This window comes from Pseudoalteromonas luteoviolacea, from assembly GCF_018100925.1.
Lineage (GTDB): Bacteria > Pseudomonadota > Gammaproteobacteria > Enterobacterales > Alteromonadaceae > Pseudoalteromonas > Pseudoalteromonas obscura.
On record NZ_JAGJEH010000010.1, the window covers coordinates 21,713 to 35,954 of the forward strand.

Consider the following 14,242-nt stretch of genomic DNA (forward strand, 5'->3'; position numbering starts at 1 on the left):
ATCACTAACTGTTATTTTGAAGTGGTAAAGTCATAATAGCTGCACCTTCTTCAAAGTCTCTTTTTACATTGAAGCCAAGGTGTTTGGCCAAATTGATCATGCCGGTATTTTCAAATAGTGTGATCCCTTCAATATTTTCTACGCCCTTTTCTCTACAGTAATCTATCGCCGCATTCATCAACAATTTACCTAAACCAAGGCCTTGTGAATCAGAGCGTACTATTACAGAAAATTCAGCTTGAATATTATCTGGATCCATTAAAACCCGAGAAACCCCTAAAGTACGAAAGGCGCTTTTGTAGCGTTCACTAATGATAAAGGCCATTTCACGGTCGTAGTCTATTTGCGTCATTTTCGCGAGTTGGTCGTGGGTAAATTGTGGCAATTGGCCAAAAAAACGATTATACCTGTCCTCTTTAGTGAGCGATTGGTCAAACTCTTGGTGATTGCGCTCATCCTCTGGTTTAATTGGTCTAAGAATCACTTCTTGGCCATTTTTTAGTGTTAAAACTCGTTCTAGTTCTTTGGGATATGGCTTAATTGCTAAACGCTTACGGTGTGCTTTGGGCTGGTATGGCGAGAGCCCTATCTGGGCATCCAGCACTAGAAATTGACCTGAGCTTGCTAAAATAGGGTTGAGCTCTAGGCTTTGAATATCAGGTTGTTCAACAATCATTTGTGACACCCTAGTGAGAAGGGCACATAAGCGATACTTGTCGACTTTGTCAGGCAGTGTGCGCTCTTTTAACACACCTTTGTCATGGGCAGCTGCGATTAAATATTTTGCTAGATTCATGTTTAAGGGCGGGAGCGCTACGGCAGCTTGAGAGAAGTTTAACCCTGTTCCCGCTTCGCCTAGTAAGATAACTGGCCCTACATCAGGTTCGGTTTTTATTGCAATACGCAGTTCTTGAGTGCCAGCTCTGGATGCCATTTTTTGTAGAGAAAACCCTTCAATCTCAGCGTCTGGGTAGGTTTTTTTGATCCGCAGTAGCATTGAAAATGCGGTTTGCTCGACTTCATTACCATCATTCAAATTGAGCACGACGCCGCCCACTTCAGATTTAGAAGGGATCGCAGCGCTGATCAACTTCAATGCAACGGGGAACCCTATCTCTTCAGCTTGCTCTTTTGCTTCGCTGGGCGTAAGTGCAACTTCGGTATGAATACAATCTATGCCATAGCAAGAGAGGATCTGGCTAGCCGAGTGGGTGGATAGATATTGATGGTTGGTGCGCAAATAGCCATTAATTTGCTGTTTGGCCTCTTTGCTATTGATGAGTTCATCTTGGATGATAGATTCTGGCGTCTGGGTCAAGTGCTTTTGGTTTCTGCGATACGTAATTAGATGCATAAATGCACTGACAGCGCCTTCAGGGGTGCGATAGGTTGGTATGTTACTCAGCACACAAATATCTCTTGCTGAACGGGCGGCTTCTTCGCCCATAAAATTCGTCATAACAAAGGGCCTTGCCATTTTGGGAATTTTTTCAAGTGTTTGAGCAATGATTTTGGCATAGGCCGAGCTTGGCGCAAGTGCAGACGGTGTATGAATAATCAACAAGTTTTTCACCTCATCAGCCTTTAAAAGTACTTCTAATGCACGTTGATACCGTTTAGGTGACGAGTCGCCAAAAATGTCGACAGGATTATCCGTTTGCGAGGATTGAGGCACGATCTCATTAAGAGCACTGACGGTTTTTTCACTGAGTTTAGTAAGCTTTCCTGAGCGCATTAACAGGGTATCAACGGCCATGATCCCCGGTCCACCGCCATTTGTTAATATAGTCAGTTGTTCCACTTTAAGCAGTTTTGGGTGCAATGCGAGCGTCTGAGTGGCCGCAAATAGCTCTCTTAAATCATTTACTCTTAGCATGCCCGCACGTTGAAACATTGCATCGTACACCGCATCGTCAGAAGTTTTCCCGCCAGTATGGTGGTAGGCGGCGCGTGCGCCGGCGATTGTGCGGCCAGTTTTGATGGCGATGACGGGTTTGTTAAAAGCGGCTGCTCGCGCGGCGGATATAAACCTGCGCACGTCTTTGATATTGTCTATGTACAGTAAGACCGCAGATGTTTTGCTGTCTCTTGCCAAGTAATCGAGCAGCTCATCGAAATCGATATCTAGACAGTCGCCTACAGAAATAAAGTGAGAAAAGCCAATGTGTTTAGTTTGCGCCCAATCTAAAATCGTTGAGCACACAGCAGCTGATTGAGATACAAAAGCGAGCTTTCCAGGTGTGGCGACCGTATGCGAAAAGCTTGCATTGAGTCCGATGTGCGGCAGGATCAACCCTAGGCTGTTACTTCCCAAAAGAGTCACCTCAGATTGCTGTGCAGTACTGTGCAAAGTGTGCTTTTCAGTGTTACTTAAACCGGCAGCAACGATAATAGCATGTTTACAGCCTCTTGAACCAAGCGCTTGAATTAGTTGGCATAAAGTGTTTTTGTTAGTACAAATAATGGCCAAGTCAGGTATGCAAGGGAGGCACTCTATATCCTGATAGGCGAGCACGCCATGTACCGCAGTGTACTTTGGTGTGACTGGCATAATAGGGCCTTTAAAGCCGCCTTGGAGTAGGTTTTTCATTACGACATTACCAGCACGATTGGGGTTGTTGGAAGCACCAATAACAGCCACTGATTTAGGGTTAAAAAACTGGCCTATACGTCTAACACTCATGCGTACTCCTTTGATTTACCAATACCAAATTATGTGCTGGATCATGACTGTAACATGTTTGTATGAGATTTCGAGCAGATAAGTGTTTTACTTTGATCTCAAAAGCGCTTTTGCGAAAAACAAAAGCGCTTTTGAGGGTTAGAGGTGAGTAGCTTGATTAGACTTTAAATCTGGATACATCTTCTTGCATCTTATGTGCGTCATATTCCAGCGCTTCGCAATTTTTACAGTTGTGGCAAGAGTCGACGTAAAGCTGCTCTGCTGACACTGAAATGTTTGCGGCAGCATTTTCAACGCCTTGAACTGTCGCCATTTGCTCTTCAGTCGCACCAGCTATTTGAATGACCATGTCGCGTATTTTATCCATGGCTTGTTTGTTATCGTCCATGCTTTGCTGTGCTTCTGTAATGCCTTCATACATTTGTTCGCTTAGTTCTAAGCTGGTTTGCATGGCTTGCTCAGAGTCATGTACTAGGCTTTGCAGACCATGGATCATACGTTCAATTTCTACTGTTGAATTTTGGGTGCGTTTGGCCAGTGTGCGAACCTCATCAGCGACCACCGCAAACCCACGTCCACTTTCACCGGCGCGGGCTGCTTCAATTGCGGCATTTAATGCCAATAAGTTTGTTTGCTCAGTGATCCCACGAATAACCGATGTGACACTCTCAATCTCGCTGCTCGCTGAAGAAAGTTGATGCATCAGTTTACTGTTTTCATTGATATGTCCGGTTAGCTCAGACATGTTATGGTGGGCTCTGTGCATAATATCTGAGCCTCGGGCCATGTTTTCATCTGCTTCATTGACGTTGTTTTGCACAGCCACACTATTTTCGGCGATAAGTGACACCGCTTGTACCAGTTCACTGACGGCAACTTTAACGGCGTGTGTATTGTTTTTTTGCTCTTCAATAGCTTGTTGGGAGCGTTTTGTCACTTCGACGGATTGGTGTGCACCATGTTCGACGGTCTCACCAGTGTGTTTGATTTCTCTTACTATATCAGCGGTTGTATCTATGAACTGATTGACCGACCCTGCAAACTCCGTTACCTCATCGCGACCAGTCAAATTGATATGATGGGTTAAATCCCCTTCGCCATGACTAATGGTTGCCATATTGGCATTGGCCGCTTTTAATCTTTTGACAATATGCGACCCCTTCCAAAGCAAAAGTCCTGCAATTATTGCTGTGAGTATTCCTGCTAGCATCATGCCTTGGTGTTGCGCAGAAATAAGCTCATTGCTGATCCCCATCTCTATGTCACCAGAGAGTTTATTCATGGTGCCTTCTACCTTGTGAATGCTTGAACGCAACTCACCACGTAAGCCTGAATTGGCATCGAGGCCGCGCTCTACCAGCGCTACAGTCAGCGCTCGCGCAGTATTTTCAAACAGCGTCAGGTCATTTTGCCCAGCGCTAAATTGATCATTAAAGTAAACCTTCATGACTGCTAACTGCTGAGTGACTTCGTTTTTGGTAGACATATTGAGGTTTGTTTGGAAGTCATTTTCAAGTAGCACTAATCGCAATGCTTTACTCATCGCGGTAATATCGCCAATATTGGTCAGGGATTCGTGCAAGGCAACTTCGGCGTGATTAAATTCACCGCGCAGCCCTTGGCTCGGTGAGAGACCTATCTTTTTATCTAGCGCGACTAAGTTTCGTAGGTTTGACTCGTAGCTACTCAGATCTTTTTCAGCCACTACCAAAGCCTGTTGTAAATGACTGGGGAGCTGACGACTCAATATGGTCATGTTGTTGCGCATTAGCTTGATCCGAGCATCAAACTTGTCGACGTACTTTTGCTGTTTTCGAAGTAAAAAATCTTTCTCATGGCGTCTTAGCATCAAAAGGTCGTTGCTGATCTCTTTGCTAGTGGCCAACTTTTGCCCCAAATTGGCGATGTGAGTCGTTTCATACCAAAGCACGCCCACCATACAAAACAGTGCAATCATGACAAGAGAAGAAAGTAAAATGAAAGTGTGACGAATGGTCATAGTCTACTCCTTAGCTTTGATATTCCTATCATCAAAACTTAGAACAGAATTATAAAATTACCAATACGCAGTGAAATTTATTGAAATTATTTGTCCAACCACTTATTCATAGCTGTGTAATAGCTAGTTGTTTTACATTTTTATTACATTAATCCCCAAGTGAAATCCATGTAAATTCATTTTTAGATTTAGCTTGTGGTATATGCTAATCACTTTCGTTATGAGCGCTCGGTAGCACTGTAAATTGCAGGCTTTAGAGTGCTTCCTTGAAGGTGTGTGGTCGGGAGCTAATTTTATTAAATGTCCTTATTGTTCGATTGTTTACACAGTGATGGTGCCTATGGGAATTAAAGGGGGCGAATAGATATTCCACCACCCAACTTCTTTTTCAAAGTAGGCCTTACAATAGCTTCTGGCAATTAAAGCGTTTTTAAATACACTGAACATTTTTCCAATTGAGAGCGATTTTCCCTGTATATTCCGCCAACAGGGGAAGCATTTCATTAGTCAATGTTCAGGCCCATAATTTCTTTTGCAACAGTTTCTAATATCGCCAGCTCTCTATATATCGACTGTCCTTTTTTGTTGCTATTAGCCAGTGTTTCACGATTGTGCGAAATTGCATCTTTAATCGGCAACCAAACTGGTCGCATACCATTTGCTTGCTCGTAGGATTCCATCTGAGGTTCAGTGAAAGAGCCACAAATATCGACGACAAAGCAGTGTGAAATAATATGTACATTGTCGAAATCTGGTTTGTACCAGCTTTGATACTCTTCATATATACCAAATGGTGAAATGTGCGTTATTGACTCTGCACCGGTTTCTTCTAGTAATTCTCGGCTTAATGCGACTTCAATCTCTTCACCCTCATCAACACCACCGCCAGGTAGTGTGTAATCATCATATCGCGCTGTATAAAGAAGTAAAATTTCTTCTCCCCTGGTTACAATTGCGCGCACGGCATGTCTAATAAAGTGGCTGCCAGGCAGGGGCACGATAGGCTTGCTATTGAGTTGTTTCATAAATACGTCGTTATTTGAGAATGCAAATTTGGTGAGTTTACCATATTTGCATTCTAATCTGTGGGTCAGCTTAAAATGGAACTGGGTAAGTTTTTAAAATGGTGTCTATTTCTGCCAACGCTTCAGGAGGAAGCGGTTTGTCAAAAGCACTGATGTTTTCTTTCAGTTGTGCCATTGAGGTAGCCCCGATGATGGTTGAAGTAACGCCATCTACCTGATCACACCAGGCTAAAGCAAGCTGTGCAGTACTGAGGTGGTGTTCATGTGCAACTTCTTGATATGCAGCGGTCGCCTGTTGTGAGTATTGGGTATCTCTAAACAGCCCGTTGCGCTGCATTAAGGTCCAACGACTGCCTTCAGGCCTTGCACCACCTAAGTATTTACCTGATAGCAATCCACCAGCAAGTGGAGACCAAGGCAAATAGGCGATGTCCTCATTGACGCAGTTTTCTAATAAGTAAGGCCAGTCTTTCTCATGAAGTAAATTGAATTCGTTTTGAATGGAAACTGGTCGCTCTATACCGTGCTGCTCACACAAATGTAAGTAAGTATTGATCCCCCATGGCGTTTCGTTAGAAAGCCCCCAATGACGTATCTTTCCTTGATCTTGACAGACTTTTAAGCCTTCGAGGATATTACTCATTTCGTCTAGCTGCTGTGCTTTGCTGACAGCGTGTAGGTCTAACATGCCGTGCCAGTGTTTGCCAAAATGTGGTGATGTGCGATTTGGCCAATGTAATTGGTATACGTCGATGTAATCTGTTTGCAGTCGTTGTAATGATTGTTCAACAGCGTTGATGACTGCGCTTTTATCGATAGGTTTGCCCTCTCTTATCCAACCGAGTCCCGCACCTGCTATTTTTGTCGCCAAAATAACTTCTTGGCGTTTTTCTTCATGGCGTTTAATCCAGTCACCTATGATCAATTCGGTTTTACCATAGGTATCTGGCGAAGGGGGTACTGCGTACATCTCTGCGGTGTCTATAAAGTTGATCCCTTGACTTAGTGCGTAGTTGATTTGCTCATCAGCATCGTGCTGATTGTTTTGCAGCCCCCAAGTCATACTACCTAAACAAACTCGTGAAACCTTTAGTGATGAGTGGCCTAATTGGCTGTACTTCATAGATACTCCTTGCAAAATCGAACAGGTTTAAACAGCTAAGATGTAGTCGTTAGATACATACAAATTCACTAACAGCAGTGTAGAGCATTTCTACTTATTCTGCTGAGGTTTGTTTACACTGAGTTATTAAAATTAGCAACTGTGCCTTTATTGTAAACAAATGATTGGATGTATCTGTTTGATAAATTATTGTACCTAAGTTTTTGGATGTAGACGATTGTTAGGTTTATTGAGAAATGGATCATTACGTTATTTTTGATTTAATTGATAATTTAGGCTTAGTAGTTCTATTTTTTGGATTGCTTATTGGCTGAAAGAGTCCAATTGCTCGGTGGTTTGTTATCAAATAAGTCTATTTTGGAATACGCACTTCTATATCTTTGAAGTCTTTATGTGCCTTGTATTTAGCTACCGATACTTTTGAGGCGTTATATCGCATTTGTTATATATCAAAAAACCAGCAGGGGGCTCTTCTTAACGGTTGCAAAGGGCAGAGGGCTGACTGTATACGCGATGTATGCGTTTGTTATGTACTGCTATGCGTTAACGCTCGAGTCTGGCCTAAAAAGCGATGTTCATAAATCGTAGTCATTGAAGCAATAGACAAATGGCTAGAAAACTGCCACCATACTGTATAAGTAAACAGTGTTTGTAAGGGGCGTATCGGTGAGGAAATTTATCCATATTGATATGGATTGTTTTTATGCTGCGGTAGAAATGCGTGATAACCCCGCACTCGCTAAAGTACCCATGGCAATTGGTGGCAATAGCCATCGCGGGGTATTAAGTACCGCGAATTATATTGCACGTGAATTTGGTGTGCGATCCGCGATGTCTAACTACAAAGCCAAACAACTTTGTCCTCAATTGGTCATTGTTCCGGGGCGCATGCAAGTTTACAAAGAAGTCTCTCAACAAATCCGGCAAATATTTGCGCGCTACACCCATTTGATAGAGCCCTTGTCTTTGGATGAAGCCTACTTAGACGTTACTGAGTGTGAGGTTTGTCAAGGCAGCGCCACCTTGATCGCGCAACAGATCCGCACAGATATTTATAATGAAACAGGGCTGACAGCGTCAGCTGGCGTTGCGCCGATCAAATTTTTAGCCAAAATAGCCAGTGATGAAAATAAACCCAACGGACAGTGTGTGATCACACCTACTCAGGTAGATGACTTTATCGATGAATTACCGCTGAGAAAGATCCCCGGGGTTGGTAAAGTGACACATGAAAAGTTGTTGGCATGTGGACTTGTTACTGGCCGTGATATCAAAGCACTGAGCCAAGATGAAATGGCTCAACGTTTTGGTAAATTTGGCAATGTATTATGGCGGCGCTGCCAAGGTGTTGATGATCGGGGTGTAGAGACTGAGCGAGTGCGCAAGTCGGTAGGGGTTGAAACAACTTTTGAGAAGGACATTAAAGATTTAGCGCAGTTAAAGGCTATTTTATGTGACAAGCTTATCCCTGAACTTACTCGTAGAAGTGCTAGGTATCAAACGGAGCGCGCCTTTACAAAGTTAGGGGTTAAAGTAAAGTTTTACGACTTTTCTCAAACCACCAAGGAATGTCAATGTCATCAAATTGACAAAGATATTTTGTGTACTTTGTTGGAGCAGGCTGTGGCGCGCTATGGCAATAAACCTGTGCGGCTGGTGGGGGTGCAAATTGGTTTAGGTGATGCGCCGAGCAATCAGGTACAAATGGGTCTATTTAGTTGAGATCACAAGACAAACTTTATATGTGTTAGGGGTTGTGCGACTAAAATATAACTGAATTTGCATGTTTCCGTGTTAGAGTAATGTTAATACAAAAATAACACAGAGGACATCTCGTGCAATCGATCATGATAGTGTTGTTCGGTATTTTAGGTATGCTGTTTGGCTGGTTTGTATACTCTAAGTTTATCGCAACCAAAATTTTCAAAATGGACGATAACTTCGTCACACCTGCCCATGAACTCAATGATGGGGTTGATTATGTTCCAACCAATAAAGTGGTGTTGTGGGGTCATCATTTTACTTCAGTGGCTGGTGCTGCGCCCATAGTTGGTCCTGCTATTGCAGTCTATTGGGGATGGGTTCCAGCTGTACTTTGGGTGGTAATTGGTACCATCTTTTTTGCCGGCGTCCATGATATGGGCGCACTTTGGGCTAGTGCTCGCCACAAAGGCAAGTCAATGGGGGCATTATCTGAAACTGTCATTGGCAAGCGCACCCGTTCGTTATTTATGATTGTGGTATTTTTAGTACTCTTAATGGTTAATGCGGTGTTTGGTGTTGTGATCGCGAACTCGTTTGTTGCTAACCCCAATGCTGTTTTCCCTGCTTGGTCGGCCATTGTTGTGGCTTTGATTATTGGCCAGTTGTTAAAACGAAAAGTGCCACTGATCCCGTTGTGCTTAGTAGGTGTAGTGGTGCTGTATGCGACAATTTATGCAGGCAGCGGTATGCCTATTGCGCTTCCCAGTGAGGTATTTGGCTTAACTGATAAAGCCAGTTGGATATTAATCTTATTTGTTTATGCGGCTGTTGCGTCTTTGCTACCTGTTTGGATGCTATTACAACCTCGAGACTTTATTAATGGCATGCAATTGTTGGTTGGGTTGGTACTGCTATATGGTGCAGTTTTTGTTGTGATGCCAGACATAACGGCACCTGCATTTAATACGCAAACGGCTATCGACACGCCAAGCATTATTCCTTTGCTCTTTGTCACCATTGCCTGTGGTGCTGTCTCTGGTTTCCATGGCATCGTATCGTCAGGCACCAGCTCAAAGCAGTTAAATAAAGAAACTGATGGTCGTTTTGTCGGGTATTTAGGAGCAGTTGGTGAAGGTTCGTTGGCGCTCATTACTTTAGTGGCTGTGAGCGGGGTTATGTTGGCGGTATCGCCTGAAGAATGGCACGAAATATATAGTCATCTTGGTGCAGGATCTGTTGGCGCATTTATTCAAGGCGGATCTAATTTAATCAGCACAGGGTGGGGGCTATCCGCTGAAATCGCATCTACTTTATTAGCTGTTATGGTCGTTTTGTTTGCGGGCACGACTATGGACTCAGGTGTGCGTTTACAGCGTTATATCATCCAAGAGTGGGGTGATATCTATAAGTTACCAGTACTAAAAAATGGCATTGTCGCCACCTTAGTTGCTGTGGGATGTTGCTTATTACTTGCATTTGGTGCAGGCGGGGCTTCGGGCAGTGGTGGCATGATAATTTGGCCGTTGTTTGGCTCGACGAACCAAATTTTGGCAAGCCTAACCTTGTTGGTGATCTCTGTTTACCTTATCAAGTTGGGCCGACCAGCCAAATTTACGCTTATTCCCATGATATTTGTGATCTTAATGGCATTTTTCGCGGGCTTGATTAAATTGGGAGAGTACTACGAAAAAGGTAATTGGCTACTAGTTGGATTAGATATCGTCGTATTGGTCGTGAGTGTTTTAGTGATGTTAGAAGCTTGGAGTGTGGTCAGTAAACTCAAAAGTACACCGGAAGCGGCTACGGACAGTGAAGAATCGACAAGCTAACTTGGCTCTTGCAAATAAATAACCGATAATTGGCCCTTAAATTACAAGAACAAGGGCCTTTTTATGTCTTTTCCTCTCTCATTGCCAGCATCAAATTGGCAGCAAAGTGACGCTGATGCCTTAATCGTCATTACTTCAGATGTAAGTGATTTAGGCGATAAACAGCTCAATGAGGCAGCTGCGCCTTATTTGGCCGTAGATGCACGTTTGGCAACACAGGCAAATGTCTTGTTGGCGCCTCAAGTTCCGGGCCAACGTTTAATTTTAGCGCCGACCGGACCTCTAAATCGTGATTACGATGATGTGCGTCGTTTCTTCGCTGCTGGTCAAGCGGCCATTGCACAAGCCAAAGCGGCTGGTGCTGTAAAGCCTGTTGTGGTGTTGGCGGGTGTACCGAATGACGAACGTTATCAAAACGCCTTACAGGTTGCATTTTTGGGAATGTGCCAAGCACTTTGGCAGCCTTTGGAAGCACGAGAGTATCGCGGTACGCAAATTGAGCCAGTAGAAAGCATTTATCTTGTTGGTGCTGACGAAGCTCTGTGTTCACAGCTAAATGCGATTGCTGCGGGTCAATATGCTGCGCGTGATTTATGTGGCACTGAACCTGAGCGTATGGCCCCCCCTCGTTTTGCCGACTACTGTGTGTCTTTATTTGAGAATACCTCAGTTAAGGTAGAAGTTATTTCCGACATCACGGCCATCGATAAAGAATACCCAATGTTGAGCACGGTTGCGCGTGCGTCGTATGCTGTGGAACGTCATCACCCGCGTGTTGTAAAAATGGAATATGTACCTGAAGGCGATATTGAGCGCACTTTAATGTTTGTAGGTAAGGGCCTTGTTTACGATACTGGTGGAGCAGACTTAAAAGTTGGCGGTTTTATGGCTGGTATGAGTCGTGACAAAGGTGGTGCTGCATCTGTGGCTGGGTTTATGAAGTCAGTGGCCGAATATCAACCAAAAGGTGTGAAGGTGATTGCTTATCTAGCGGTCGTTAGAAACTCTATTGGCTCTGATTGCTTTGTTCCGGATGAAATTATCGAAACCCGTGAAGGTGTGCGTGTACGTATCGGTAACACCGATGCTGAAGGGCGTTTAGCAATGGGTGATTTACTCAGTGAAATGAAAGATTTGGCTAAATCTGAGGTAAACCCTGAACTATTCACCGTTGCTACACTTACCGGCCATGCAGCAAGAGCGATGGGCCCATATAGTGCACTTGTTGAAAATGGTCCAGCACGTGCAAACTCAGTATCGCGTCTGATCGCTGATCAAGGAGATATCTGGGCAGATTGTGCGGAAGTATCTCGCAGCCGCAGAGAAGATTATGACTTCGTACAGCCGCGCACTTTGGCTGATGATGTGCTGTCTAGTAACAATGCACCTTCAGCGGTAACAGCGCGTGGCCACCAGTTCCCAATGGCATTTTTGGCCATTGTAGGTGGTTTGGACAAACATGGCTGCGATTCTGAGCTACCTTTACCATATGTACACATGGACATTGCAGGTAGTGGAGTGGAAAACGGCGATTGGCAACATGGTAAGCCAACAGCCGCGACGGTAAGCAGCTTATTCGCTCGCTATTGTCTATAAGAGCGAGTGATCTTATGACAACGTCATGATCACTGAATATAAAGCAGGTACTGAGTATCTGCTTTTTTTATCGGAGTAGAGTACATGGCATTTGAACTTGCCCCTGAATTACATAGAGATTGTATAGAGCTAGCGTCTTGGCCGCTGTGCAAAGTGCTATTGATGAATGATAGTCAATACCCTTGGTTTATCCTTGTGCCTCAAGTTGAGGGAGCACGTGAAATCATTGACTTGACCGAAGCGCAGCAGACCCAATTTTGGCAGGAGTCAAAGCAACTAAGTGAGCTTTTAATGACGGTTTTCACGCCAGATAAACTCAATGTTGCTGCATTGGGCAATATGGTACCGCAACTACATGTGCATCATATTGCGCGTTATACACATGACGCCGCTTGGCCTAAGCCTGTTTGGGGTGTGCACACTGCTCAACCATACAGTGAGAGTCAATTATTAGCATTAAAAAAGGCGCTGTCACTTTAGCGCCTTTTGAATATTTAAAGCCCCAAGACAGACTTGCCTTGTTTGAAGGTGACGTCGACGGGGATATTTGCATTGGCCAACTTATTTAAGTCTGCTTGCAACTCTGTTTTTATATCTCCGTGAGTTGCAATTAGTTGGTCAACCTTTTGGTAATCACCATCACCTTGTAGGGTGAGGATCAAATTAGATAGCTTTTCCATTGCAGCACCCATTTTATCCATATCAACCTGATACAAGCCTTGGGCATTTTTAGAAAAGGCGCCTTCTTGTTTGAAGAAGTTGAAGCGGATCATGTTAGCTTTACCATGGGCGCTAGAAGCGCCGAAGCGGACCGAACGGAAGATGCCAGCCATAAAGGTAACATAATAGTCTTCCAAGGTACCTTCCGTTATCTCGCCTTTTTTCAGTAGCTGTTCCACCATGTAAAGCCCTAGGATATCGGCCTTACCTTCTTCTATGGCGCTGGCATGTTCTTGTAGCGACTGACGTACAGTCCCTTTACCTGTGAGGGTATTCTTGATCCCCAAACCGTGTGCAACTTCATGGAACATCGTATTGGCAAAGAATGCGTTAAACGTAATGTGTTTGCGTTGTTCTGGCACTATCAACTCATCCGCAATGGGTACGAGAATTTTATCAAACTTAGCGCGCATTGCATTTTTTAATTGCAGTCGGCGAGTGCCTTTTTCTAACTGAACTTGTTCGTCGTTTGGCAAGTTGATAGCAATGGTTTTACTGCCAGCATTGGAGTGTCCTGCGTAGTACACTACGTCATAAGCGTTTAGATCTGCATCTGAGCCAGGGACTTCTTGCTTATATTTTTGCGCAACGGGCAAACCTGTTTGTAACTCAGGTAAAAATGCAGCAAATTTTGCGAGGCGTTCGCTCCATGCTAAGTCTTTAACTAATACGTATGACTCAAATGCGCTTCGGTAGCCAAAAAGTTGATCTTCATATGTTTCGATAGGCCCAATAACCACGTCGATAGGGTTATTTTTCATATCCATCCAAGCAAAATCCGAAGGCTGATAACTGTTGTTTAACAACGCATCTGCACGCAGGTTTAAGTAATTTGAAAACTGCTTGTCTACGGCAAGGGCGCTAGCTTCTCTTAAAAGTTTAGCTGCGGCTTCAAGTTCAGACCTAAATTCAGTGGCATATGGCACTGAATATAAGTTACCTTGCTGGTCTCTTTTAACCATGGAATAAAGACCCTGCTTGTCTTTGAAATCAGCTTGGTTTAGTTCTTCTTTAGAGATGTCACTTGGATAAAATTCTGCCCCAGGTGCTTTTTGATCAAAGCGAGTTAGGAAAATTTTGTCGCCATCTAAGCGGTCCCAAGGGCCATAGTTAATATCGGCAAAACGGCGTACCTGTTGGTCGTCGATGCGCGCAAGGAAGGTCTCTTTATCTTGTCCAAAAGCTTGTTTCCAGAACAGATCATCCATAATTTTTGACGCATCTATAAGAAGTGCAATCATTTTTTTCTGGTTGTCATTAAGATGACTCAGGTCACTGGTTAAAGTGACCTCTGTATAAATATTGAGGCGATTTTTATCAATATTTTGCAATGAATATGTCACAGTGTCTTGCGCAGCGGCTGTATTCGATTTGGGTGTGTCTGCTTGTTGCTGTGAGCATGCGCTTACTAGCAAACCGGAAGCGATTAAAATCGCACTAGAGAGTTTAGAAAGTTTCATCATTTATCCCAGGATTTTAGTTATTATGATTGTGTCGCATCTATGATGCGGAAAAAATAGCAATTGAGCAAACGGTAAAAACAAAGTATTTTTTATTGTCACC

9 protein-coding genes are annotated in these 14,242 nt (G+C 43.8%); 4 read left to right on the top strand and 5 right to left on the bottom strand.

Annotated features, from left to right (window positions below; all coding sequences use genetic code 11):
• Window positions 1-4: 4 nt before the first annotated feature.
• From J8M00_RS20425 to J8M00_RS20440, 4 genes are all read right to left on the bottom strand, one after another.
• Window positions 5-2,683: a bifunctional acetate--CoA ligase family protein/GNAT family N-acetyltransferase gene (locus J8M00_RS20425; protein ID WP_211012333.1), complete on the bottom strand. Its 2,679-nt coding sequence runs from the start codon at window positions 2,681-2,683 to the stop codon at window positions 5-7.
• A gap of 157 nt (window positions 2,684-2,840) precedes the next feature.
• On the bottom strand, window positions 2,841-4,682 hold the full coding sequence (locus J8M00_RS20430; RefSeq protein WP_211012334.1) for a methyl-accepting chemotaxis protein: 1,842 nt from the start codon (window positions 4,680-4,682) through the stop codon (window positions 2,841-2,843).
• A gap of 503 nt (window positions 4,683-5,185) precedes the next feature.
• Window positions 5,186-5,707, bottom strand: a complete 522-nt coding sequence (locus J8M00_RS20435; RefSeq protein WP_211012335.1) for an NUDIX hydrolase — start codon at window positions 5,705-5,707, stop codon at window positions 5,186-5,188.
• Window positions 5,708-5,777: 70 nt separating this feature from the next.
• Entirely contained in the window at window positions 5,778-6,830 is a 1,053-nt protein-coding gene (locus tag J8M00_RS20440; protein ID WP_211012336.1) for an aldo/keto reductase, read from the bottom strand.
• A 666-nt stretch (window positions 6,831-7,496) separates the two neighbouring features.
• Here J8M00_RS20440 and dinB point away from each other — a divergent pair.
• From dinB to J8M00_RS20460, 4 genes are all read left to right on the top strand, one after another.
• Window positions 7,497-8,552: a DNA polymerase IV gene (gene dinB / locus J8M00_RS20445; RefSeq protein WP_211012337.1), complete on the top strand. Its 1,056-nt coding sequence runs from the start codon at window positions 7,497-7,499 to the stop codon at window positions 8,550-8,552.
• Between the two features lie 113 nt (window positions 8,553-8,665).
• Entirely contained in the window at window positions 8,666-10,363 is a 1,698-nt protein-coding gene (locus J8M00_RS20450) for a carbon starvation CstA family protein (protein WP_211012338.1), read from the top strand.
• Window positions 10,364-10,426: 63 nt separating this feature from the next.
• On the top strand, window positions 10,427-11,959 hold the full coding sequence (locus tag J8M00_RS20455; RefSeq protein ID WP_211012339.1) for a M17 family metallopeptidase: 1,533 nt from the start codon (window positions 10,427-10,429) through the stop codon (window positions 11,957-11,959).
• Window positions 11,960-12,043: 84 nt separating this feature from the next.
• Complete coding sequence (locus J8M00_RS20460) at window positions 12,044-12,439, top strand: HIT domain-containing protein (protein ID WP_211012340.1); 396 nt, start codon at window positions 12,044-12,046, stop codon at window positions 12,437-12,439.
• Window positions 12,440-12,453: 14 nt separating this feature from the next.
• On the opposite strand, the gene J8M00_RS20465 is transcribed toward J8M00_RS20460, so the two are convergent.
• Entirely contained in the window at window positions 12,454-14,139 is a 1,686-nt protein-coding gene (locus tag J8M00_RS20465; RefSeq protein WP_211012341.1) for a dipeptidyl-peptidase 3 family protein, read from the bottom strand.
• Window positions 14,140-14,242: the final 103 nt, after the last annotated feature.

Excerpts from the sequence above, each read along its gene's own strand:
- J8M00_RS20425 (WP_211012333.1), bottom strand. The coding sequence starts at position 2,683 with ATGAGTGTTAGACGTATAGGCCAGTTTTTTAACCCTAAATCAGTGGCT.
- J8M00_RS20430 (WP_211012334.1), bottom strand. The coding sequence starts at position 4,682 with ATGACCATTCGTCACACTTTCATTTTACTTTCTTCTCTTGTCATGATT.
- J8M00_RS20435 (WP_211012335.1), bottom strand. The coding sequence starts at position 5,707 with ATGAAACAACTCAATAGCAAGCCTATCGTGCCCCTGCCTGGCAGCCAC.
- J8M00_RS20440 (WP_211012336.1), bottom strand. The coding sequence starts at position 6,830 with ATGAAGTACAGCCAATTAGGCCACTCATCACTAAAGGTTTCACGAGTT.
- J8M00_RS20455 (WP_211012339.1), top strand. The coding sequence starts at position 10,427 with ATGTCTTTTCCTCTCTCATTGCCAGCATCAAATTGGCAGCAAAGTGAC.
- J8M00_RS20460 (WP_211012340.1), top strand. The coding sequence starts at position 12,044 with ATGGCATTTGAACTTGCCCCTGAATTACATAGAGATTGTATAGAGCTA.
- J8M00_RS20465 (WP_211012341.1), bottom strand. The coding sequence starts at position 14,139 with ATGAAACTTTCTAAACTCTCTAGTGCGATTTTAATCGCTTCCGGTTTG.